Below are 20,562 nucleotides of genomic sequence, written 5' to 3' on the forward strand. Positions count from 1 at the left end.
GCCCCGACGCGCCCCGCCCCGCAGCCCGCCGCATCGGGCGGGTACGGCGGGCCCTCCGCGCCCGCCTACGGGGGCGCCGGATTCGCCGGCATCGTCGGCGCAGGCGGCGCGGCGCTCCCGGACTCGGGCCGCGGCGCGGCGGGACCGCTCGCCTCCCGGGCCGGCGCCCGGCTCGGGTCGGTGCTCATCAACCTCTTCGCGGCTGCCGGGCTCGTGTTCGCCGCCTGGGACATCAGCCGCGTCGTCCGCTTCGAGTCCTTCGGGGTGAACCTCGCGACCCAGCTCGGCGGGGGCATCGGGATGATCTACCTCGTGACCGTGGCGATCTTCGCGATCCCGGCGATCGTCTCGGCGCTCACGCTCGGCATGTCCGGCCTCGGCACCGGCCTCTTCGGCGGGATCCTGCTGCTGGTGAGCATCGTGCTGCTGCTGTTCGGCGAGCGCATCCCGGGCGGGTTCCTCTCCGGCGAGTTCCTCTACACGGGCGTGCCCTACCTCGTCCCGGTCGCCGCATTCATGCTCTTCGCCGGCATCGGCGCGCATTTCGCGCGGCGCAGCGGACGTCGGCAGGTCCGCAGGGCGAGCGGCGGCGGTGTATAGTAGACAGCTGTACTTCGGCGAGGGATGCACCCGCATCCGTTATCGACGCGGTCGAGTGGAGCCTTTCGGGGCGCAGCCACGCGTTCGCGTGCGTTGCGCCGCAACTCACACGGGAACTCTCCCATCGAAAGGACATCCAATGGCCCAGTCCGTTGAAAACACGCTCAGTGCCGTCGTGCGCACCTCGTTCGGCAAGGGCGCGGCCCGCAAGATCCGCGCGAAGGACCAGATCCCCGCGGTCCTCTACGGCCACGGCACCGCCCCGCAGCACCTCACGCTGCCGGGCCACGAGACCATGCTGCTGCTGCGCAAGGCCAACGCGCTGATCGAGCTCGACATCGAGGGCGCCAAGGAGCTCGCGCTCGTGAAGGACGTGCAGCGCGACCCGGTCCGCCAGGTCATCGAGCACGTCGACCTCCTCCTCGTCCGCAAGGGCGAGCAGGTCGAGGTCGAGGTGCCGATCCACGTCGTCGGCGAGCCCTTCCCCGGCGGCATCGTCGTGCAGGACACGAGCTCGGTCGCCGTGCTCGCGGACGCCACCGACATCCCCGAGTTCGTCGAGGTCGACGTCGAGGGTCTCGAGGTGGGCACCTCGATCCTCACCACCGAGCTCAAGCTCCCCGCGGGCCTCTCGCTCGCGGACGAGGAGACCGAGATCGTCGTGCTCTCGATCATCGAGCCCCGCGCCGAGGTCGCCGAGGGCGATGACGAGGCCGAGGAGACCGAAGAGGACGCGGAGTAGTCCGCACGGTCATGGCATCGGATGCGTGGCTCGTGGTCGGTCTCGGGAACCCCGGGGACCGCTACCGGGCGACGCGTCACAACGTCGGCCACATGGTGGTCGACGAGCTCGCGGGGCGGCTGGCGGAGTCCTTCCGCCGCCACCCGCGGGCGAACGCGGTCGTGGCCGAGGGCCGCCCGGCGCCGGGCGGCCCGAAGCTCGTCCTCGCGAAGTCGAACGGCTTCATGAACGTCTCGGGCGGGCCGGTCTCCCAGCTCGCCAAGTACTACTCCGTCCCCCCGGAGCGGGTGATCGTCGTCCACGACGAGCTCGACCTGCCCTTCGACGGGCTCAAGCTCAAGCGCGGCGGCGGCCACGGCGGCCACAACGGGCTGCGCGACATCTCCTCCGCGATCGGTCCCGACTACCTGCGCGTGCGGGTCGGCATCGGCCGCCCGCCCGGGCGGCAGGACCCCGCGGACTACGTGCTCCGCCCGTTCTCGAACGGCGAGCGCGAGACCCTCGGCGTGCTCGTGCAGGAGGCGGCCGACGCCGTCGAGCTCATCGCCGAGCGCGGCCTCGTGGACGCGCAGCAGACCGTCCACTCTCGGGGCGCGTAGTGCGCCTCGTCGCCACCCGCTGCAGCAGCGCCTCCGTCGAGGTCGACGGCGAGATCGTCGGCTCGCTGCCGCGCCCCGGCCTGCTCGTGCTCGCCGGCGTCACCCACGGGGACGGCGAGGCGGATGCGGCCAAGCTCGCCCGCAAGCTCGCGGGGCTGCGCATCTTCGACGGCGAGGTGAGCGCGCTCGACCTCGACGCGCCGATCCTCCTCGTGAGCCAGTTCACGCTCTACGGCGACGCGCGCAAGGGGCGGCGCCCGTCCTGGTCGGACGCCGCGGGCGGGGCGGAGGCCGAGCCCCTCGTCGACCGCCTGGGCGCGCTGCTGCGGGAGCAGGGCCTGCACGTCGAGTCCGGACGCTTCGGCGCCATGATGCGGGTCGCCTCGGTGAACGAGGGCCCCTTCACGATCCTGCTGGACTCCGCCGACCTCGCGTGACGCGGGATTCGCCTGACGACGGCCTTGCGCGGGCTCAGCCTTGCGCGGCCTCCGGGCTCGGCGCCTTGCGTAGACTTCTCTGGTGAGCCTCCACGGATTCTTAGCTGCAGCCCAGGCCTCCGATTCCTTCGCGAACGCCGCGAACCGGGCCGGTCGGGACGCCGACTTCACCCTCGTCGACGGATTGCGGGCGCCGCTGCTCGCCGAGCTCGTCGAGGAGCGCGCGCGACTGCTCGGCCACCCGCCGCTGCTGCTCGTGGTCACCGCCACGAGCCGCGAGGCGGAGCAGTACTCGACCGACCTGCGGGCCTTCCTGCCGCGGGCGGAGGTCGTCGAGTTCCCCGCGTGGGAAACCCTTCCGCACGAGCGGCTGAGCCCCTCGGCCGACACCACGGGCCGGCGGATGGCCGCGATGCGCGCCCTCGGCGACTGGCGGCGCCGGGAGCGCCCGGAGGCCCCGTTCGTGCTCTTCGCCTCGGTCCGGGCGGCGCTGCAGCCGCTCATGCCGGGCCTCGACGAGCCGCTCACCATCGTGCTCGAGCAGGGCTCGCGCGGCAACGACCTCGAGCGCGTCGCGGTGCGGCTGGTCGAGCTCGCGTACCAGCGGGTGGACATGGTGACCCGGCGCGGCGAGTTCGCCGTGCGCGGCGGCATCCTCGACGTCTTCCCGCCCGACTCGGAGCACGCGCTGCGCATCGACTTCTTCGGGGACGAGGTGGATGAGATCCGCCCCTTCGGCGTCTCGGATCAGCGCTCCTACGACGAGACCGTGGACGCGGCGCTGCTCACCCCGAGCCGCGAGCTGCTGCTCACGGACGCCGTGCGAGCCCGGGCCCGGGAGATGGAGCACGAGTTCCCGAACATCGAGGGCATGCTCTCGAAGATCGCCGAGGGCATCCCCGTCGAGGGCATGGAGTCCCTCGCGCCCGCGCTCGTCGAGCGGCTCGTGCCCATCGTGGATTACCTGCCGGCGGACGCGGCGATCGCGGTGCTCGCACCCGAGCGCGTCGCCTCCCGCGCCACCGACCTGCGCGAGACCAACCGCGAGTTCCTCGACGCGGCGTGGAGCGCCGTCACGGCGGGCGCCGACGCCCCGATCGACCTCTCCGGCGGCGACTACGTCTCGGTGAGCCACTTGCGCGGCATCAAGGGGGAGCGGCCCTGGTGGACCATCTCGCCCTTCGGTGGCGACGAGGACGGCACCTTCCACGTGGAGGCCGAGCCGGTGCCCTCCTTCGCGGGCAACTCCGAGGGCGCGATCGACCACGTCGTCGAGCTGCTGGGCGCGGGCTGGCGGGTGGTCATGGCCGCGAACGGGCAGGGGCTCGTGGAGCGCGCCCAGCAGGTGCTCGCGGAGCGCGGCGCGGCGGGGCGCCCCGTGGACTCGCTGCCCGAGGAGGGGCTCGAAGCAGGGGTCGCGTACCTGGTGCAGGCGCCCCTCACCGCGGGCGCGCAGCTGCCGGAGCAGCGGCTCGCGCTGCTCACCGAATCCGACTTCTACGGCCGCGCCGCCGGCTACAACGCGGCCGCGCCCCGCAAGCTCGCGCGCCGCCGCGCCAACGCCGTCGTCGATCCGCTGCAGCTCAAGGCGGGGGATTTCGTCGTGCACGACCAGCACGGCGTCGCCCGGTTCCTGCGGCTCGAGCAGCGCGAGGTGCCCATCCCCGGCGCGGGCGGCAAGCGCTCGCAGCGCGAGTACCTCGTGCTCGAATACGCGCCCTCGAAGCGCGGCCATCCCGGCGACAAGCTGCTGGTCCCCACCGATCAGCTCTCGCAGCTCACGCGGTACGTGGGCGGGGACAGCCCCGCGCTCTCGAAGATGGGCGGCAGCGACTGGGCCGCCACGAAGTCGAAGGCGCGCAAGGCCACCCGCGACATCGCGGTCGGGCTCGTCAAGCTCTACTCGGCCCGCACCGCGTCGAAGGGCTTCGCGTTCTCGCCCGACACCCCGTGGCAGCACGAGTTCGAGGAGGCCTTCCCCTTCATCGAGACTCCCGATCAGCTGCAGACCATCGAGGACGTCAAGCGCGACATGGAGCGGCCCGTGCCGATGGATCGGCTGCTCGCGGGCGACGTGGGCTTCGGCAAGACCGAGGTGGCCGTGCGCGCGGCGTTCAAGGCGGTGCAGGACGGCAAGCAGGTCGTCGTGCTCGTGCCCACCACGCTGCTGGTCAGGCAGCACCTCGAGACCTTCACCGAGCGCATGGCCGGCTTCCCGGTGCAGGTGCGCGGCGTCAGCCGCTTCCAGACCGACAAGGAGGCCGAGGAGGCGCGCCAGGGGCTCGCGGACGGCTCGGTCGACATCGTCATCGGCACCCACCGCATCCTCTCCGACTCCTTCACCTACAAGGACCTCGGGCTCATCATCGTCGACGAGGAGCAGCGCTTCGGCGTCGAGCACAAGGAGAAGCTCAAGTCGCTCAAGACCAATGTCGACGTGCTCGCGATGAGCGCGACGCCCATCCCGCGCACGCTCGAGATGGCCGTGACGGGCATCCGCGAGATGTCCACGCTCGCGACCCCGCCCGAGGACCGGCATCCCATCCTCACCTTCGTGGGGCCGCGCTCGGACAAGCAGATCACCGCGGCGCTGCGCCGCGAGCTGCTGCGCGAGGGGCAGGTGTTCTACGTGCACAACCGCACCGCCACGATCAACAAGGTGGCCGCGCATCTCGCGGAGCTCGTGCCCGAGGCCCGCATCGCGGTCGCCCACGGCCGGCTCTCGGAGAAGCGGCTCGAGCAGGTGATCGTCGACTTCTGGGAGCGCAAGTTCGACGTGCTCGTGACCACGACCATCGTGGAGACCGGGCTCGACATCCCCAACGCGAACACGCTGATCATCGACGACGCCGAGCGCTACGGGCTCAGCCAGCTGCACCAGCTGCGCGGCCGCGTGGGCCGGGGCCGCGAACGCGCCTACGCGTACTTCCTGTACGACGGCAACCGGCCGCTCACCGAGACGGCGCACGACCGGCTCGAGACCATCGCCGCCAACAACGAGCTCGGCTCGGGCATGCAGGTGGCCATGAAGGACCTCGAGCTGCGCGGCGCGGGCAACCTGCTCGGCGGCGAGCAGTCGGGCCACATCGCGGGCGTGGGCTTCGACCTCTACCTGCGGATGATCGGCGAGGCCGTGGACGCGTTCCGCGGCGAGGCCCCCGAGGTGCAGACCGAGCTGCGGCTCGAGCTGCCGGTGGACGCGCGCATCCCCGACGAGTACATCGACTCCGAGCGGCTGCGGCTCGAGGCCTACCAGAAGCTCTCCTCGGCCGCCTCGCCCGGCGCGAAGCCCGGCCAGCTCGACCTCGTGGTCGACGAGCTGCGCGACCGCTACGGCGAGCTGCCGGAGCCCGTGCAGACGCTGCTCGCGGTCTCGCGCATCCGCCGCATGGCGGTGCGGCTCGGGCTCGGGGAGATCGTGGCGATGGGCCGGCTGCTGCGGATCACGCCGGCGGTGCTCACCGACTCGAAGCAGATGCGGCTGCGGCGGATGTACCCGGGCGGCAAGTACCTCGAGGCGGGGCACGTGCTCAACCTGCCGCTGCCCGCGGGGCGGATGGGCGAGCCGGTCGGCGATGCCGAGTTCATCGAATGGGTGCGCGGGGTGTTCCGCGCGCTGTTCGACGCGACCGAGGAGTCGGTTGAGCAGGACGGCGAGGAGGGCGCCGGGTAGCGCCCCGGGATCAGCCCTCCGCGTCCCGCACGCCCGCCGCGGCGAGCGCCGCGGGCCCCGGCCCCTCCTCGCGCGCATCCGCCCGGAGCTGCCGGACCAGGGCGACGGCGAGCGCGCCGATGATCACGAGGAACGGCAGCGCGAGCACGATCACGAACATCTGCAGCATGCCGAGGCCGCCGATGACCAGCAGCGCGAGCGCGATCGCTCCCGTGGCCGCGCCCCAGACGATGAGGCCGCCGGGGCGCGGACGCTCGGGCGAGCCGCCCGCGAGCATCGCGAGCACGTGCGTGTTCGCATCCGCGCCCGAGATGAAGAACAGCGCGACGAGGAACATCGTGACGGGGATCGTCACGGCGCCGAGCGGGAACTGCTCGAGCAGCGCGAAGGTGGCCGACTGCGCGTCGCCCGCTGCGGCCGCCGCGAACTCCGGCGAGGCGCCGTGCATGAGCACGCCGTTGGCGCCGAGCACGCCGAACCAGAGGCAGAACACGAGCCCCGGGACGACGACCACGCCCGCGACCACCTGGCGGATGCTGCGGCCCCGGGAGATGCGGGCGAGGAAGACGCCGACGAAGGCGCCCCAGCCGATCCACCAGGCCATCATGAAGTACGGCCAGGCCGCGAGCCACTCCTGGTCGTAGCCGCCCGCGTAGCTCGCGAAGGACATCGGCACGAGCGTGACGAGGAAGTCGCCGAAGGCGCGGGCGACCAGGCCCATCGTCTCGGCGAAGGGCCCGACGGCCGCGACGAACACGAGCAGCGCGCCCGCGATGACCATGGCGACGTTGCTGAGCCAGCGCACGCCGCGGGCCACGCCGGTGACCGCCGAGAGGGTGAACAGCGCCGTGAACGCCACGATGATCGCGCCCTGGATCCACGGGCCGCTCGCGACGCCCCAGAGCGACTGCATGCCCGAGTTGAACTGGATCGCGCCGAGGCCGAGGGAGGTGGCGGAGCCGAACAGCGTCGCGACGATCGCGATCGCATCCACCGCCTGGCCCGCCCAGCCCCGGTGATGACGGCCGAGGAGCGGCCGGAGCGCCGTCGAGATCCGGGCGTCGCGGCCGAGCCGATGGGTCGCGTAGCCGATCGCGAGCCCGACGGCGCCGAAGATGCCCCAGCCCATGACGCCCCACTCGAAGAACGTCGCGCGCAGCCCGAGGACGGCCGCCTCGCGGGTCTCGGCGCCGACGGTCTCGAGCGGGGGCGCGAGGAAGTGCGTGAGCGGCTCCGAGACGCCGTAGCTGACGACGCCGACCCCGACGGAGGCCGAGAGCAGCATCGCCACCCACGCGGCGGTCGAGAACTCGGGGCGCTCGTCGTCGCGGCCCAGCCGCACGCGCCCGAACCGCGTGCAGGCGAGCACGACGATGAACACGAGCAGCAGCAGCGGCCCGATGAGCAGCGCGCCCCCGAGCCATCGCGTCGACCAGCCGAACACCGAGTCGACGGCGGCGCCGAACAGGTCGGGGACGACGAGTGCGGCGAGCAGGAGCAGGACGACGACGGCGAGCGACGCGATGCTGGCCGGGCTCGGCCGCCGGCGCCCGGGGACTGGCCCGCGCGGGGCATCGGAGTGCATCTGCCAACCATAACCCGATGGGGCGCGATCCGCGGCCTCGGGCGGATTGGCAGCCGAAGCCGCGGGCGGCGCATACTTGAGGCGACGGCCCTCGAACGACCGGATGCGCTCCGGGGAAGGCGAACGACGATGATCCAGGCGACCGGCCCCGACGCTCCCGCGCGGCGACTGCTCCTCGGCGCGATGCTCACCGCGTCGGGCGCGCCCGACGACGAGCGGGCGTGGCTCGATCCCGCCGAGCCGGTCGACGCCTCGGTGAACCCCGACTGGTACGGCGCCGTGGCGCGCATGGCGGACGAGGCGGGCGTCGACTTCCTCTTCGTCGCCGACGCCGTGTTCGTCGACCCGCTGGGCCCGCCGCACTACCTCTCCCGATTCGAGCCGCTCTCGGTGCTGTCGTACCTGGCGGCCGCCACCGAGCGTGTCGGCCTCGTGGGCACGTTCTCGGCCTCGTACCAGCACCCCTACAACCTCGCCCGCATGCTCATGTCGCTCGACCACCTCAGCCGGGGGCGCGCGGGCTGGAACGTGGTCACCTCGCTCGGCGACCGCGCCGCGCGCAACTTCGGGCTCGACGCGCAGGCCGATCACGAGACCCGCTACGCCCGCGCCGCGGAGGCGATCGAGGTCGTCAAGGGGCTCTGGCGCAGCTACGACGCCGACGCGTTCCCCCGCGACCGCGGGACGGGGGAGTACCTCGACCTCGCCAAGCAGCACGGGCTCGACCACGAGGGCCGGTTCTTCTCGGTCGCCGGACCGCTGAACATCGAGCGCTCGCGGCAGGGCGAGCCGGTGATCTTCCAGGCCGGCCAATCCCCTCCCGGGCAGCGGCTCGCCGCGGCGAGCGCCGACTGCGTGTTCGGCATGCAGACCGCGATGGCGGATGCGCGGGCCTACCGCGACTCGATCCGCGGAATCCAGCGGGAGCAGGGCCTCGAACGGCCCGCGCCGAAGCTGCTGCTCAAGCTCATGCTGCACCTCGTCGACGACGGGGTTCCGCCCGAGGCGGCGCGCGCCGAGCACGTGCGCCGCCACGATGCGTTCGGCCGGGTGCGCGAGCGCGTCGCGAGGGCGATCGAGCGCGAGCCCGAGGGCGCGATCGGGCTCCGCGATGTGGAGCGCGCGCTCGTCAACGAGGGCACGTGGCTCGCCGACCACCTCGAGGAGTGCCGCACGCGCGGCCTGCCCCTCGACGCCGTCGTGGTCGAGCTCGGCGCGCAGGGCACGCTCATCATGGCGGGGCCCGCGGGCCACGTCGCCGACGAGATGGCCCGATGGCTCGAGGCCGACGCGTGCGACGGCTTCATCGTGCAGGTCTCGAACCTCGAGGCGATGCGCCGCTGGGCCGAGGACCTCATGCCGGAGCTGCGCCGACGCGGCCTCGTGCCCGCGGAAGGCGCCGCGCCGAGGACGCTCCGCGAGACGCTCGGGCTCGGGGAGGCCCAAGGCTGAATCCGCAACGTCGACGACGTCGATACCCTCACCCGCAACCTCGGCGACCAGGCCGAAGCCACCAAGGAGACGTTCGAGGCACTCGGTGGGGAGAGAGTATTGAACAGGCCCGCAGCCTCGGCCCCCGATCCGGCTCCGACTCCAGGGTGCCCGAGACCGGCATCAATACTCGGCAGGGACTTCGACGACTTCGCTCAGCATCAGTGACCCTCACCGTTCACCAGCAAGACTCGCTTCGGCTCTACCGGCTTCCCGCAGTGCAGTTCCAGCACCTTCGACGCCACCCCGAGCACGGTGTCCTCCAACGCCTTCACGGTGATGTCTGAAGCGGGAATCGGGATCACGGCACGTACCGTACCCCCGTTATCGGAGCGCGGCGTTCATCGCGATCCCGCCCGCACTGCACCGGGTAGTCGCCGGCCGTAGCGTCCCATCGAGCGGGATTGTCGATTTTAATACTGCAATAATAACCATGAGTGTTAGAATTGCAGCATGACTATGCTCTCTGCACTCGCCCGCCTCGGCGATCTGACCTCCTGGCAGTGGGGGATGTTCACCACGGCGCAAGCCGGGCAGGCCGGTGTCACCCACATGGAGCTCTCGCGCCTCGACACCGCCGGGCTGATCACCCGCATCAAGCCGCGCGTCTACCGCCTCACCGGCAGCCCGGAGCCCGAGTTCGAGGACCTCCGAGCGGCCTGGCTCGCCGCAGACCCGCGGACACCCGCCTACGACCGTTTCACTCACCTCGCCGACGGCATCACCGTCGCCGGCTACGCCGCACTTCGGCTCCACGGCGACTACTACCTGCCCCTCCCGCACTTCGACTTCGTGAGCCCCCGTCGGCTCCAGACCCGCAACACCGCCGTCCGATTCCGCCGCCGCCAGCTGAGCGATCACGAGATCACCGTGGTCGAGGAACTGCCCGTGATGACCCTCGAACGTGCCATCGCCGACGTCCTCACCCTCGTCGGCGACCGATCCATCATGCGCGAGGTCATCGACCAGGCCCGCGAACGCGGCCCCCTCGACGACACCGCGCTCCGCACCCACCTCGACGCGCTCACCGGCTATGAGCTCGGCCGCGACATCGACCGCGAACTCCTGGCCGCCGACCTCGGGATCGATCACTACTCTCGAGCAGCATGAGCAGCTTCCCGTCGCCGATCAGCTCGCCGACAAGATCTGCACCACGATGCAGCCGATCTATGCCGGCGGCCGCAGCTCGTTCCGCGAGAAGGACCTCGTCGATATCGTCGTGCTGCTCAAGACCGAACCCGTCGACGGCTGGACCGACCAGAAGCACCACCAGCACGGAGCCCCCTCGATAGCACCACCCGAAGCGCCGCCGGGATGATCTTCGTCCGGGAGCACACGCGCAACGGCAAGCAGATCGGCCTCTACTGCCGGTCTGCGCCCAGCCGCTCCTGATCGCCGCTGGCACCGGCGCTCCCGGTACTTCATGAACCCTTCGACCGCCTGTAGGGCCATCCTGAACTCACCGGCGAGCTGCTCCGTCGTGCTCGGGGCGGCCCGGGCTGATTCCGCGTCGCTCGTCGAAATATTCCCGAGGCATTACGGAGAGAGCCGCCCTTGACGGTCAATAGTCGACATGCGGCTCGCGGGTACGGGCCCACCAGTACCACGCCGCGAAGGCGGGGACAGCCATGTTGGCGATCCAGAGCAGGGTGCTCTGCCACCAGTACGGCGCCCCGACATCGGCGATATGCAGAGCGTTGAACGCGATCCCGGTGACCGCGCTGAAGACCAGCGGCGCCAGCCAGAGCCTCCCTGTGGAAGCCGTTGCTCGTACCGTCCAGATGGTTGCGGCGAATGCCGCTGCCGCAACGATATCGATGCAGAGCAGCACTGGGAACAAGAAATAGGCCATCGGATGGCCGAACTGCACACCCGAGGCGATGAACCCGGTGAGAGCGGAGAGCAGGAGGAACCTTCCCGCGATGTCGAGCGCGGTCATCCGACAGAACCGGGCTCGGCGCTGATGGTGCGGCGCATCATTCGTCATCCGGCCCGGGCGCGCTCGCGGTGAGCAGGATCGCCGGCAGCGCGCCGGTCATGCCGAGGCCGAAGACGAGGCCGAACACGGCGGGCACGTTGCGCGTCATCGAGCCGACCTCGGCGTACTCGCCGTAGGCGCGGTACAGGATCGCGTCCACGGCGAGCCAGCAGAGCCACACGATCATGCTCGCGAGCAGCAGCACGGCGAGCATGTGCCCGAGCGAGGTCGTCGCGCGGATGCCCCAGCCCTGCTCGAGCGCGCCCGCATCCTGCCGACCGCGGACGCGCTTGGCGACGAGGATGCCCGAGGCGATGCCGGCGCCGATCCACGTGAACGCGGGCACGATGCCCGCGAAGAAGGCGTAGGCCAGCCCCGCCTGCATGTTCGCGCCGCCGCCGAGGGCCACCCGCTCGGTCTCGGCGGCATCGTTCCACATCGCCATGCCGATGCCCCCGGCCGAGAGCAGCGCCGCCGCGAGGCCGATGAGGTAGACGGAGGCGGGGATGCGCGCGAGGAAGGACATGCAGCCAGGCTAGCCTGGGGCGATGCAGCAGGAAGAACCCGCCGCCCGGCCCCCGAAGCACCCCGAGCTCGAGCGGCTGCTCGAGACCGTCGCCCGGTTCCGCGGCGAGGGCGGCTGCGCCTGGTACGAGTCGCAGACGCACGAGTCGCTCGTGCCCTACCTCACCGAGGAGTCGGCGGAGGTGATCGACGCGATCGAGGAGGGCGCGCCCGGGGACCTGCGCGAGGAGCTCGGCGACCTGCTGTTCCAGGTGCTCTTCCACGCCGACATCGCCGCGGCGGCGGGGGAGTTCACGTTCGAGGACGTCGCCCGCGACCAGGCCGAGAAGCTCCTCGCCCGCAACCCCCACGTCTTCGGCCCCGCCCCGACGCGCGACATGGACGAGATCATCCGGCTCTGGGAAGAGGCCAAGGCCCGCGAGAAGCGCGACCGCACCTCGGTGCTCGACGGCGTCTCGCACGCCATGCCGGCGCTCGCGCTCGCCGCCAAGGTGCTGCGCCGCGCCGAACGGCTCGGCCTCGAGACCGCTCCCGAGGCGCTCACCGGGGGAGTGCACGGGCTCGAGAAGGAGGACTCCTTCGGCGAGGCCCTCCTCGCCGCCGTCGCGGCGGCGAACCAGGCCGGCTTCGACGCCGAGGGCTCCCTGCGGCGCGCGGTGCGGCGGCTCGAATCGCGCATCCGCGAGCACGAGGCCGCGGCCGCCGCGGAGGACTCGGCGGAAGGGCGATAATGGAGCAATGGCCACACAGATCAACCCCCCGCGCGGAATGCGCGATTTCGTGCCCGCAGACAAGCGCCGCCGCGAGCGCGTCCTCGCGAAGATCCGCACCGCCTACGCGGCCCACGGCTTCGACGAGATCGAGACGCCCGTGGTGGAGGACTCGGCGCGGCTCCACTCCGGCATGGGCGGGGACAACGAGAAGCTCTCCTTCGCGATCCTGCGGCGCGGCATCGACCGCGAGGCGCTCGCCGCCGCGGCCGAGGGCGGCGACCCCCTCGCGCTGAGCGACCTCGGGCTGCGCTTCGACCTCACGGTGCCCCTCGCGCGCTTCGTGGCCACGCATCGCGGCACGCTGCCCGCGGTGTTCCGCAGCCTGCAGATCGGCCCGGTCTGGCGGGCCGAGCGCCCGCAGAAGGGGCGCTACCGCCAGTTCGTGCAGTGCGACATCGACATCCTCGGCGAGGCCGGCGCGCTCGCCGAGGCCGAGCTGCTCGTCGCCGGCTCGGCCGCCCTCGCCTCGCTCGGCCTCGACACGTGCACCATCCGCGTCAACGACCGGCGGCTCCTCAACGCCCTGCTCGACTGGTGCGGATTCGCGGAGGCCGAGCAGCCCGGCGCGCTCATCTCCATCGACAAGCTCGACAAGATCGGCGCCGAGGGCGTCGTGGCCGAGCTCGCCGAGACCAGCCCCGCGGCCGCCGAGCGCATCCGCGCGGCGCTCGCGGGCTGGGCCGAGACGATCGAGGCGGGCATCCCGCTGGAGACGGCGCGCATCCTCGACGCGCTGCCCGAGGGGCTGCGCGAGCAGGAGGCCGCCGTCGCCGCGGCGGAGTCCCTCGGCGGGATCGCCGAGGCGGTCGCGGCCGGCGGCGGCGCGCTGCCCCTCGTCTTCGACCCCACGCTCGTGCGCGGCATGGGCTACTACACGGGCACGATCTTCGAGGTCGCGCACCCCGAGTCGGGCTCCTCGGTCGGCGGCGGCGGCCGCTACGACGGCATGATCGGCCGCTTCCTCGGCCAGGACGTGCCGGCCTGCGGATTCTCGATCGGCTTCGAGCGCATCGTCGACCTCGTGCGCGAGCTCGAGGGCGGCGGCGAGGAGGCGGTCCTGGCGCTCGTCGACAAGAAGCTGCCGATCGCCGACACGATGCGGGTCAAGCGCGCGCTGCTGAAGCCGGGCCGCCGCGTCCGGATCGAGCGGCGGCCGAAGAACGTGCGCAACCTGCTCGACCGCGCGGCGGGCGAGGGATTCACCCACGTCGCCCACATCCGCGCGGAGCACGTCGAGGACCCGGCGGGCATCGCGCTCGAGCCGCTGGAGCAGTAGCCGCTCGACCGGCAGCCCCGGCCGGCAGCCGCGAGCGCGGTCCGCGCGGCCCGATGCCCCTCGAGCGCGGCCTCCTCGAGCGAGCGGGGGCCGTCGAGATCGCCCACGCGCACGCCGCGCGCCGCCTCGGGGTCGACCGCGGGCACCCGGCCGTGCGCGAGCACCACGGTCGTGACGCCCTCCGGCAGCTCGTGCACGCGGTCCGAGAACGAGCCGCGCAGCACCACGCGGCCGTCGACCGCGTCGGCCTGCGTGAAGGGCCGCACGGTGCACTCCGGCACGTCGATGCGCTTGAGGTAGCCGAAGCGCTGGTACTGGTGGATGTTCACCGCGGGCTCGGAGCCCGCGTAGGCGTAGTGCACGCGGCCGCCGCGGGCGAGGATCGCCTCCACGCAGTCGAGGCCCGTGGGCTCCCCGCCCCAGTCGCTCACCAGCACGTCGCCGTCGAGGTGCGCATCGGGATCCCGCAGGAAGGCCCACGCGTCGACGACCCGCGCGCCCAGTCCTCCCTCGAACTGCGATTCCACGAAGGGCCGCGCGCCGCGCGCGTCGATCACCTCGTCGAATTCCGCGAGCTCCTCCGCCGAGGGCTCGGCGCCGAGGCGGACGTCGATGCCGAGGTGCTCGACGAGCTCCTCCTGCCAGGCCCGCCAGGCTCCCCACGTGTACTCGTGGTCCGGCGCGCCTCCCGCCAGCCGCAGCTGCCCGCCGATCGCCGGCTCGCGCTCGAACACGGTCGCCGAGGCGCCCGCGCCGGCGAGCTCCGCCGCGGCGGACATGCCCGCGACGCCGCCGCCGATCACCGCGACCCGCGCCGCCGCGGGCGCTTCGGCCTCGCGCCGCACCGCGGGCTGCGGCAGCAGCGTCTCCCGCCCCGTGGCCTGATTGACGATGCACGCGATCGGCAGGCCGGCGTGGTAGTGGCCGATGCAGCCCACGTTGCAGCCGATGCACGGGATGATCGGCTCGCCCTCGCGCGCCTTGCGCACGAGGTGCGGGTCCGCGATCTGCGCCCGGGTCATGCCGACCATGTCGACGAGGCCCGTGCGCACCGCCTCCTCGGCCTCCTCGATGTCCACCACGCGGGTGGTGGCCATCACGACGGGTCCGCCGCGCTCCTCGCGGCGCGGCAGTCGGGCGAGGATGCTCTCGGGCATGGTCCGCGGCCGCGGCGCGATGAACGCCCCGCCGGAGAACGTCGCCGAGTCGCCCATCGTGTACGACACGTAGTCGATCGGCAGCCGCTCGGCCACCTCCGCCGCGACGTCGATGCAGGCCGACTCGTCGAGGCCGGACGCCGACATCTCGTCGAGCGCGAGGCGCAGCCCCACGGCGAGGCGGTCGCCCACACGCTCGCGCACGGCCGCCACGACCTCGGCGAGGAAGCGCAGCGGATGCTCCGGGCCGTAGCGGTCGGCGCGGTGGTTGCTCCGGCGCGTGAAGAACTGCGAGGGCAGGTAGGCGTGGGAGGAGGAGATCTCGAGGCCGTCGAGGCCCGCGGCCAGCATGTGCTCGGCCGTGAGCGCGTAGCCGCGGATGATCTCCTCGATCTCGCGGAGCTCGAGGGCCCGGGGCTCGACGTGGAACCGCGTCGAGGGCACCGCGCTCGGGCCGACCGCGGGCGGGCGCGGTGCGGCCGCGATCTGCTCCCGGCCGCCGTGGAAGAGCTGCGTGAGCAGCGCCGTCCCGTGCCCGTGGACGGTGTCGGCGACCTCGGCCAGCCCTTCGACGATCGGCGGGAGGTAGCCCGCGATGGTCTTGGGCGTGAGCAGCCCGGAGGGATGGACGGCGGTGGCCTCCATGACGATCGCGCCGGTGCCTCCCCGGGCCCGCTCGCGGTGGTAGGCGAGGAACTCGGGGGTCGGCATGTGGTCGCGGATGAGGGTGGTCTGGTGCGCGGACGAGAAGATGCGGTTCTCGACCCGCATCGGACCGATGTCGAGGGGCTGGAAGATCGCTGTGGGGGTGTTCGGCTGCACGACGTCTCTCCTTTGCATCGCAGCTGATCGGGGGCGCCGGGCTAGCCGACGATGTTGCCGTAGGGGATCGCGTAGAGCAGGATCATCGCGATGATCGCGGCGGCGCAGATGCCGACGACGCTCCAGGCCATGATCCCGGTGCCCCGGACGAGCCTGGGGTTGCGCTCCTCCTTCGGCACCGCCTGGATCCGGTCGAAGTAGGCGAGGGACTTCTCGGACGGCTTCCGGCCGCGATCGCCGAGATAGATGGCGATGATGCCGAGCACCATGCCGAGCAGCACGGGGTCGAGGATGGTCGGGAGCGTGAGCGGCGTGAACTCGGTGAGGCCCTGCAGGCCGACCGAGACGGTGAATCCGGTGATCATGCCCGCGAGGGCGCCGCGCGCCGTGATCTTCCGCGACTGCGTCGACCAGATGGCCACCGGCCCCCAGGCCGCGGCGAACAGGGTGGCCGCGAAGTAGCCGATCGCGAGCACCACGGGCGGGGTCACGAAGGTCAGGCCGAGCACCACGACGCTGATGAGGAGCATCACGATCCGGGAGGCCTGCAGCTTCGCCTTGTCCGCCGTGGCGGCGTTCTCGGGCTCGGTGGTCACGGCCTGCGTGTTGATGCTGCCCGTCATCGTGGTGACGTGGGTGCGGGCCCGGAAGCGCTTCGAGATGACCGGCAGGATGTCGTTGGCCGCCGAGAACCCGATGATCGAGAGGAAGGAGGCCGCGGAGGAGAGCGCCGCCGCGACGATGCCGGTGATGATGATGATCCCGATGGCCGGGGGCAGGAAGTTCTGGCCGATCCAGATGAACGCGACCTCGCTCGGGTCGATGTTCGGGTTGATGAGGTTGATCGCGAAGCCGCCGAAGGCGATGAACAGGTACATCACGAGCAGCGAGGCGGTGGCGAACAGTCCGGAGCGCAGCGCCACGTGCTCGTTCTTGGCCATGAGGTAGCGGCTCGACTGCCAGGGGCTGACGGCGACCACCACGGCCCAGCTGATGCCGAAGGTGAGCGAGTAGATCAGCGCGTCGGAGGGCGCGGCGAAGCTCGACTCCGAACCGGTGAGGCCGTGCCATGCGAGGCCGTCGGGCTTCGAGACGAAGTTGGTGAGCTTCTCCACGGCCTCGACCGGGCCGCCCGCGTAGCCGATCACGACGCCCATGCCGACCACGGCGGCGATGGTGAACAGCACGTACATGATCGTGTCGTTGATGAGCACGCCGCGCGCGCCGCTGATCATCGTGAAGACCGTGTAGCAGGCCCACACGATGATGAGGATGGCCCACATCGGCAGATCGATGAGCTCGGCGAGGATGAGCGCGAGGCCGTGCGAGACGGAGACGAGGTAGAGGCCGATGCCGATCACGACCATGGCGCCGGCCACGGCCTGCACGGCCTTCGAGTCGAAGCGCTTGCCGAAGTACTCGGGCACGGTGAGCGCCTCCGAGCGGCGCAGGTAGCGGCCGAAGAACAGCACGCCGACCGCGTAGCCGGAGATGTTGAAGGAGACCAGCAGCAGGAGCGGGAACGGGAAGCCGTCGTAGGAGAAGCCGAGCTCGCCCATGAACGTGACCGTGGAGATGAACGAGGCGACGAGGGTGCCCGCCACGAGGAATGTCGGAGCGTTTCGGCCCGACACGTAGTAGTCGTCCGTGGTCTTGATCGTGCGCCCGACGACGGCGCCCACGATGAGGTAGAGGACGAAGCTGCCGATGACTGCGATGGTGAACATCTACTGCTCCTCCGAATAGTCCTTGCGGGCGATCACCCAGCTGATGAGGGTGAACACCAGTGGCACGCCGCCGATGGCGATGCTGATGATGATTGCTGGCAACATTGCGAGCCTTTCGGGATGGATGAAACGAGGGGACGTCGGTGTCCGCTCAATTTTCGGTATGAACATACCAAATATTCGCGGCGGGTGGAGCGAGGGCGGTCCGCCCGCCGGGGATCAGTCGAGGCGCAGCGAGACCCGCGGGTCGAATCCCGCCGCGGTGGGCTCGGCCGCGGTCATGCCGCCGTCGACCGGGATCACCGCGCCCGTCACGGAGGAGGCGGCGGGCGAGAGTAGCCAGGCGATGGTCGCGGCGATCTCCTCCGGGGCGGAGACGCGCCGGATCGGGAGGAAGGCCGAGGCGATGCGGTAGGCGTCCTCGACGTCCAGCCCCAGGCGCTCGCCGACCTGCGCCATCGCCGCGTCGCCCATCTCGGTGCGCGTCCACCCCGGGCAGACCGCGTTGGCCCGCACCCCCGAGGGGCCGTAGTCGACTGCGATGGTCTGCATGAGCATGGCGAGCCCCGCCTTCGCGGCGTTGTAGGCGGGCAGGCGCGGGGTCACCCGCAGGCTCGAGGAGGAGGCCACGCCCACGATGCTCCCCTTCGCCTCGATGAGGCCGGGCAGCGCGGCGCGCGCGACCTTGAACGCCGCGGTGAGGTTCGTGCGGATCTGGTCGTCCCACAGCTCGTCCGACATCTCCGCGACCTCGGCGCGCCCTGTGACCCCCGCGTTGAGCACGAGCCCGTCGAGGCGCCCGAAGCGCTCGAGGGTCTGCTCGAGGAGCGCGTTCGCGGCGGCGGTGTCGGTGGCGTCGGCGACGACGGGCGTCGCGCCGGTCCGCGCGGCGGTGCGCTCGAGGCGGTCGAGCCGGCGGCCGCTGACGACGACGCGCCAGCCGGATGCGGCGAGGGCGGCCGCGGTGGCGGCGCCGATGCCGGTTCCGCCGCCGGTGATGAGGGCGACGGGGGATTCGCCGCGCTCGGCGGCGGATTCGGCGGTCATGATGGGGCTCCGTTCTGTTCGCGGCATGGTTCGGCTAGAGGCGCTCGAGCGCTTCCCGCGCGGCGCGCTCGCCGCTGCGGATCGCGCCGCAGATGAGGCTCCGGTGGATGTCGGCGGTGTGCTCGCCGGCGAAGAGGATCCGGCCGTTCGGGGCGGCGATGAACTCGTCGTTCTCGGCGCTCCAGCCGAGTGGGCGGTAGCTGTAGGCGCCGCGGGTCCACGGATCGGCGCCCCAGTAGGTGAACAGCGAGCCGCCCGTGAAGTCGAGCTCGGGCCAGTCGGCGTGGAGCCGGCGGCGGAAGAGCTCCGGCCCCTCCGCGATGCCGAGCTTGCGCTGGGTCTCGTGCGTGGCCGAGAAGCCGGTGACGTACGCGGCGTCGGACCGCCCCACGGCAGCCGGCGCCCACGTCGAGTACGGGCGGCTCACGTCCTGCCGGATCCCGGGAGGGCATTCGCCCCGCACCGCGAGGTGCAGCTTCGCGGCGTCGCCGAAGCCGATCTTGCGGATCGCCGCGCGGGTGCGCGGATCGAGCCCCTCGATCTCGAACTGCTTCAGCACGCCGACGGGCACCGCGACGATCACCGCGTCGGCGCGGATCGTCTCGCCGGTCATGCCCGTCACGAGGTAGCCGGCGCCGTCGGGCTCGACGCGCCCCACGGGCCGGCGCAGGAGGATGCGCTCGCGCCCCACCCGATCGGCCATGCGCTCGGCGAGCTGCTGATTGCCGCCGCGGATGCGCACGTGGTGCTCCTCCTCGACGGCCGCGGACTCCGGCCCCTCGCTCCAGTAGGCGGAGATGTTCGAGATGAGGGCGGAGCGGTGGCAGGACATCCGGCCGCGCAGCACGGCGGCGAGCTCGGGGTCGAGCCCGGCTCCGTCGAGGACATCCTGGATGCTCGTGTCGGGCCCGATCCGGTCGAGGCCCGCCCAGTGCTCGACGACGGTACGGCTGGCCGCGGCGAGCGCCTCGAGGCCCGGGCCGTCGGGGTCGGTCGTCGGCCGTGCGGTCGGGTTGAACCCCTGGGTCGTCATCGTCAGCCCGAGCTCCTCGGCGAGCTCGAACACGTCGGTCATCGAGGATTCGAAGTATTCGCCGCCGCGCTCGGCGATCTCGCCGTTCTCGAGCGGCTCCGACCAGGTGCGGCCGCCCACGCGTGCCCGCGCCTCGAGGACGGTGACGTTCGCGCCGGCCTGCGTCAGGCGGTGGGCGGCCGTCATCCCGGCCGAGCCGGCCCCGATGATCACTACGTCTGTCATGCTCTCTCGCCCTTCTCCGCCCCCGTGGCGAACGGCCCGCGGCCTCGCCGACGAGGGGTGCTGATCGTGTCGGTGCGGCGGCGTGACGCCCGCCGTTCGCGGCTGCGGTGCCGTCGGCTGCGGTGGAGGCCGCGCCGCCTCCAATTTGCAATATCATCATACTGGTTATTTGGGACGAGGAAAGCCCCGTCGCGCCGAGGCGAGTCCGGGGCGAGCCGCGGCGGGCTAGTCGAGCGCGACGCCGAGCGCGGACTCGACCGTGGCGACGAGCATCCCCCGCAGGCGCGGCGCCTCCTCGGTGACGCGTTCGCGGCCCTGCACGAAGATCTGCACCATGATGCCGTCCACCGTGAGCACGATCCTCGCGACGGCGTCCTCGACGTCGACGTCCGCGTCGAACTCGCCGCTGTCGACGCCGTCGCGGATGATCTGGCGGAAGGCGCGGCGCCAGGAGACGTCCACGAGATCGCGGAGCGAGCGGTAGGCCGTCGAGTCGAGCGAGCGGCCCAGCAGGTCGATCCAGATCGTCGACCGCTGCCAGGTGTTGCGCAGCGTGGCCTCCTCCACCGCGGCGGAGAGCCGGTGCGCCGCGCTGCCGGGCTGCTCGCGGATGCGCTGGATGCGCTTCGTCACGCGCAGCAGCCGATGCTCGAACGCCTCCCGGATGAGGTCGTCGCGGGTGCCGAAATGATGCTGCAGCTTGCCCACCGAGACCCCGGCCGCCTGCGCGACGTCCTTGTACGAGATCTGGCGCGAGCCCTTCGAGGAGACGAGATCCATGACCGCCTGGAGGATGGGCGCGAGCTCGGCGCGATCGAGGGGCGGACGTCCGGGAGAGGCCATGCGGGAATGGTACGCGGCACCGGCCCTGC

17 protein-coding genes and 2 pseudogenes are annotated in these 20,562 nt (G+C 71.9%); 10 read left to right on the forward strand and 9 right to left on the reverse strand.

All coding sequences use genetic code 11. The annotated features are described in order from the left end of the window. From FM112_RS17265 to mfd, 5 genes and pseudogenes are all read left to right on the forward strand, one after another. Positions 1–600: pseudogene (locus FM112_RS17265) on the forward strand (hypothetical protein); the annotation flags it as partial. A gap of 139 nt (positions 601–739) precedes the next feature. Then, a complete protein-coding gene (locus FM112_RS11400) occupies positions 740–1,342 on the forward strand; it encodes a 50S ribosomal protein L25/general stress protein Ctc (RefSeq protein ID WP_087007621.1) in 603 nt (200 codons plus the stop codon). A gap of 11 nt (positions 1,343–1,353) precedes the next feature. Next, positions 1,354–1,941, forward strand: a complete 588-nt coding sequence (gene pth / locus FM112_RS11405; protein ID WP_087007623.1) for an aminoacyl-tRNA hydrolase — start codon at positions 1,354–1,356, stop codon at positions 1,939–1,941. Continuing rightward, positions 1,941–2,378: a D-aminoacyl-tRNA deacylase gene (gene dtd / locus FM112_RS11410; protein ID WP_087007626.1), complete on the forward strand. Its 438-nt coding sequence runs from the start codon at positions 1,941–1,943 to the stop codon at positions 2,376–2,378. Before pth ends, dtd begins: the two co-directional genes overlap by 1 nt. 82 nt (positions 2,379–2,460) lie before the next feature. Continuing rightward, complete coding sequence (gene mfd, locus FM112_RS11415) at positions 2,461–6,051, forward strand: transcription-repair coupling factor (protein ID WP_087007628.1); 3,591 nt, start codon at positions 2,461–2,463, stop codon at positions 6,049–6,051. Positions 6,052–6,061: 10 nt separating this feature from the next. On the opposite strand, the gene FM112_RS11420 is transcribed toward mfd, so the two are convergent. Continuing rightward, positions 6,062–7,636, reverse strand: coding sequence for a BCCT family transporter (locus FM112_RS11420; protein WP_087007630.1), 1,575 nt, complete (start codon positions 7,634–7,636; stop codon positions 6,062–6,064). Positions 7,637–7,765: 129 nt separating this feature from the next. Between FM112_RS11420 and FM112_RS11425 the strand changes: the two genes are divergently transcribed. After that, entirely contained in the window at positions 7,766–9,088 is a 1,323-nt protein-coding gene (locus FM112_RS11425) for an NtaA/DmoA family FMN-dependent monooxygenase (protein WP_087007632.1), read from the forward strand. A 200-nt stretch (positions 9,089–9,288) separates the two neighbouring features. Here the strand turns inward: FM112_RS11425 and FM112_RS17270 are convergent, their stop codons facing one another. Next, on the reverse strand, positions 9,289–9,432 hold the full coding sequence (locus FM112_RS17270; protein ID WP_176386800.1) for a hypothetical protein: 144 nt from the start codon (positions 9,430–9,432) through the stop codon (positions 9,289–9,291). 148 nt (positions 9,433–9,580) lie between these two features. Between FM112_RS17270 and FM112_RS11430 the strand changes: the two genes are divergently transcribed. After that, complete coding sequence (locus FM112_RS11430; protein ID WP_140400665.1) at positions 9,581–10,237, forward strand: type IV toxin-antitoxin system AbiEi family antitoxin domain-containing protein; 657 nt, start codon at positions 9,581–9,583, stop codon at positions 10,235–10,237. Positions 10,238–10,283: 46 nt separating this feature from the next. Further along, entirely contained in the window at positions 10,284–10,445 is a 162-nt protein-coding gene (locus tag FM112_RS17275; protein WP_176386801.1) for a hypothetical protein, read from the forward strand. A gap of 243 nt (positions 10,446–10,688) precedes the next feature. Here the strand turns inward: FM112_RS17275 and FM112_RS11435 are convergent, their stop codons facing one another. Both FM112_RS11435 and FM112_RS11440 read right to left on the reverse strand, forming a co-directional pair. Continuing rightward, on the reverse strand, positions 10,689–11,066 hold the full coding sequence (locus tag FM112_RS11435; protein ID WP_087007637.1) for a hypothetical protein: 378 nt from the start codon (positions 11,064–11,066) through the stop codon (positions 10,689–10,691). A 37-nt stretch (positions 11,067–11,103) separates the two neighbouring features. Next, complete coding sequence (locus FM112_RS11440; RefSeq protein ID WP_087007639.1) at positions 11,104–11,631, reverse strand: hypothetical protein; 528 nt, start codon at positions 11,629–11,631, stop codon at positions 11,104–11,106. 22 nt (positions 11,632–11,653) lie between these two features. Here FM112_RS11440 and FM112_RS11445 point away from each other — a divergent pair, with 22 nt between their 5' ends. Further along, positions 11,654–12,361: a MazG nucleotide pyrophosphohydrolase domain-containing protein gene (locus FM112_RS11445; protein WP_087007640.1), complete on the forward strand. Its 708-nt coding sequence runs from the start codon at positions 11,654–11,656 to the stop codon at positions 12,359–12,361. Positions 12,362–12,368: 7 nt separating this feature from the next. Beyond that, a complete protein-coding gene (gene hisS / locus FM112_RS17585) occupies positions 12,369–13,679 on the forward strand; it encodes a histidine--tRNA ligase (RefSeq protein ID WP_087007642.1) in 1,311 nt (436 codons plus the stop codon). 635 nt (positions 13,680–14,314) lie between these two features. Here hisS and FM112_RS17590 read toward each other — a convergent pair. The 5 genes and pseudogenes from FM112_RS17590 to FM112_RS11475 form a co-directional block, all read right to left on the reverse strand. Further along, positions 14,315–15,676 (reverse strand): annotated as a pseudogene (locus FM112_RS17590) (FAD-dependent oxidoreductase); the annotation flags it as partial. A 23-nt stretch (positions 15,677–15,699) separates the two neighbouring features. Further along, on the reverse strand, positions 15,700–17,385 hold the full coding sequence (locus tag FM112_RS11460) for a sodium:solute symporter (protein ID WP_087007646.1): 1,686 nt from the start codon (positions 17,383–17,385) through the stop codon (positions 15,700–15,702). Between the two features lie 219 nt (positions 17,386–17,604). Continuing rightward, positions 17,605–18,432: an SDR family NAD(P)-dependent oxidoreductase gene (locus FM112_RS11465; protein WP_087007648.1), complete on the reverse strand. Its 828-nt coding sequence runs from the start codon at positions 18,430–18,432 to the stop codon at positions 17,605–17,607. 34 nt (positions 18,433–18,466) lie between these two features. Next, positions 18,467–19,690 carry an NAD(P)/FAD-dependent oxidoreductase gene (locus FM112_RS11470; protein WP_087007650.1) on the reverse strand — a complete coding sequence of 408 codons (1,224 nt, stop codon included), beginning with the start codon at positions 19,688–19,690 and terminating at the stop codon, positions 18,467–18,469. A 225-nt stretch (positions 19,691–19,915) separates the two neighbouring features. After that, positions 19,916–20,533 carry a TetR/AcrR family transcriptional regulator gene (locus tag FM112_RS11475; RefSeq protein WP_087007652.1) on the reverse strand — a complete coding sequence of 206 codons (618 nt, stop codon included), beginning with the start codon at positions 20,531–20,533 and terminating at the stop codon, positions 19,916–19,918. Positions 20,534–20,562: the final 29 nt, after the last annotated feature.

It is taken from the genome of Gulosibacter sp. 10 (assembly GCF_900163695.1).
Lineage (GTDB): Bacteria > Actinomycetota > Actinomycetes > Actinomycetales > Microbacteriaceae > Gulosibacter.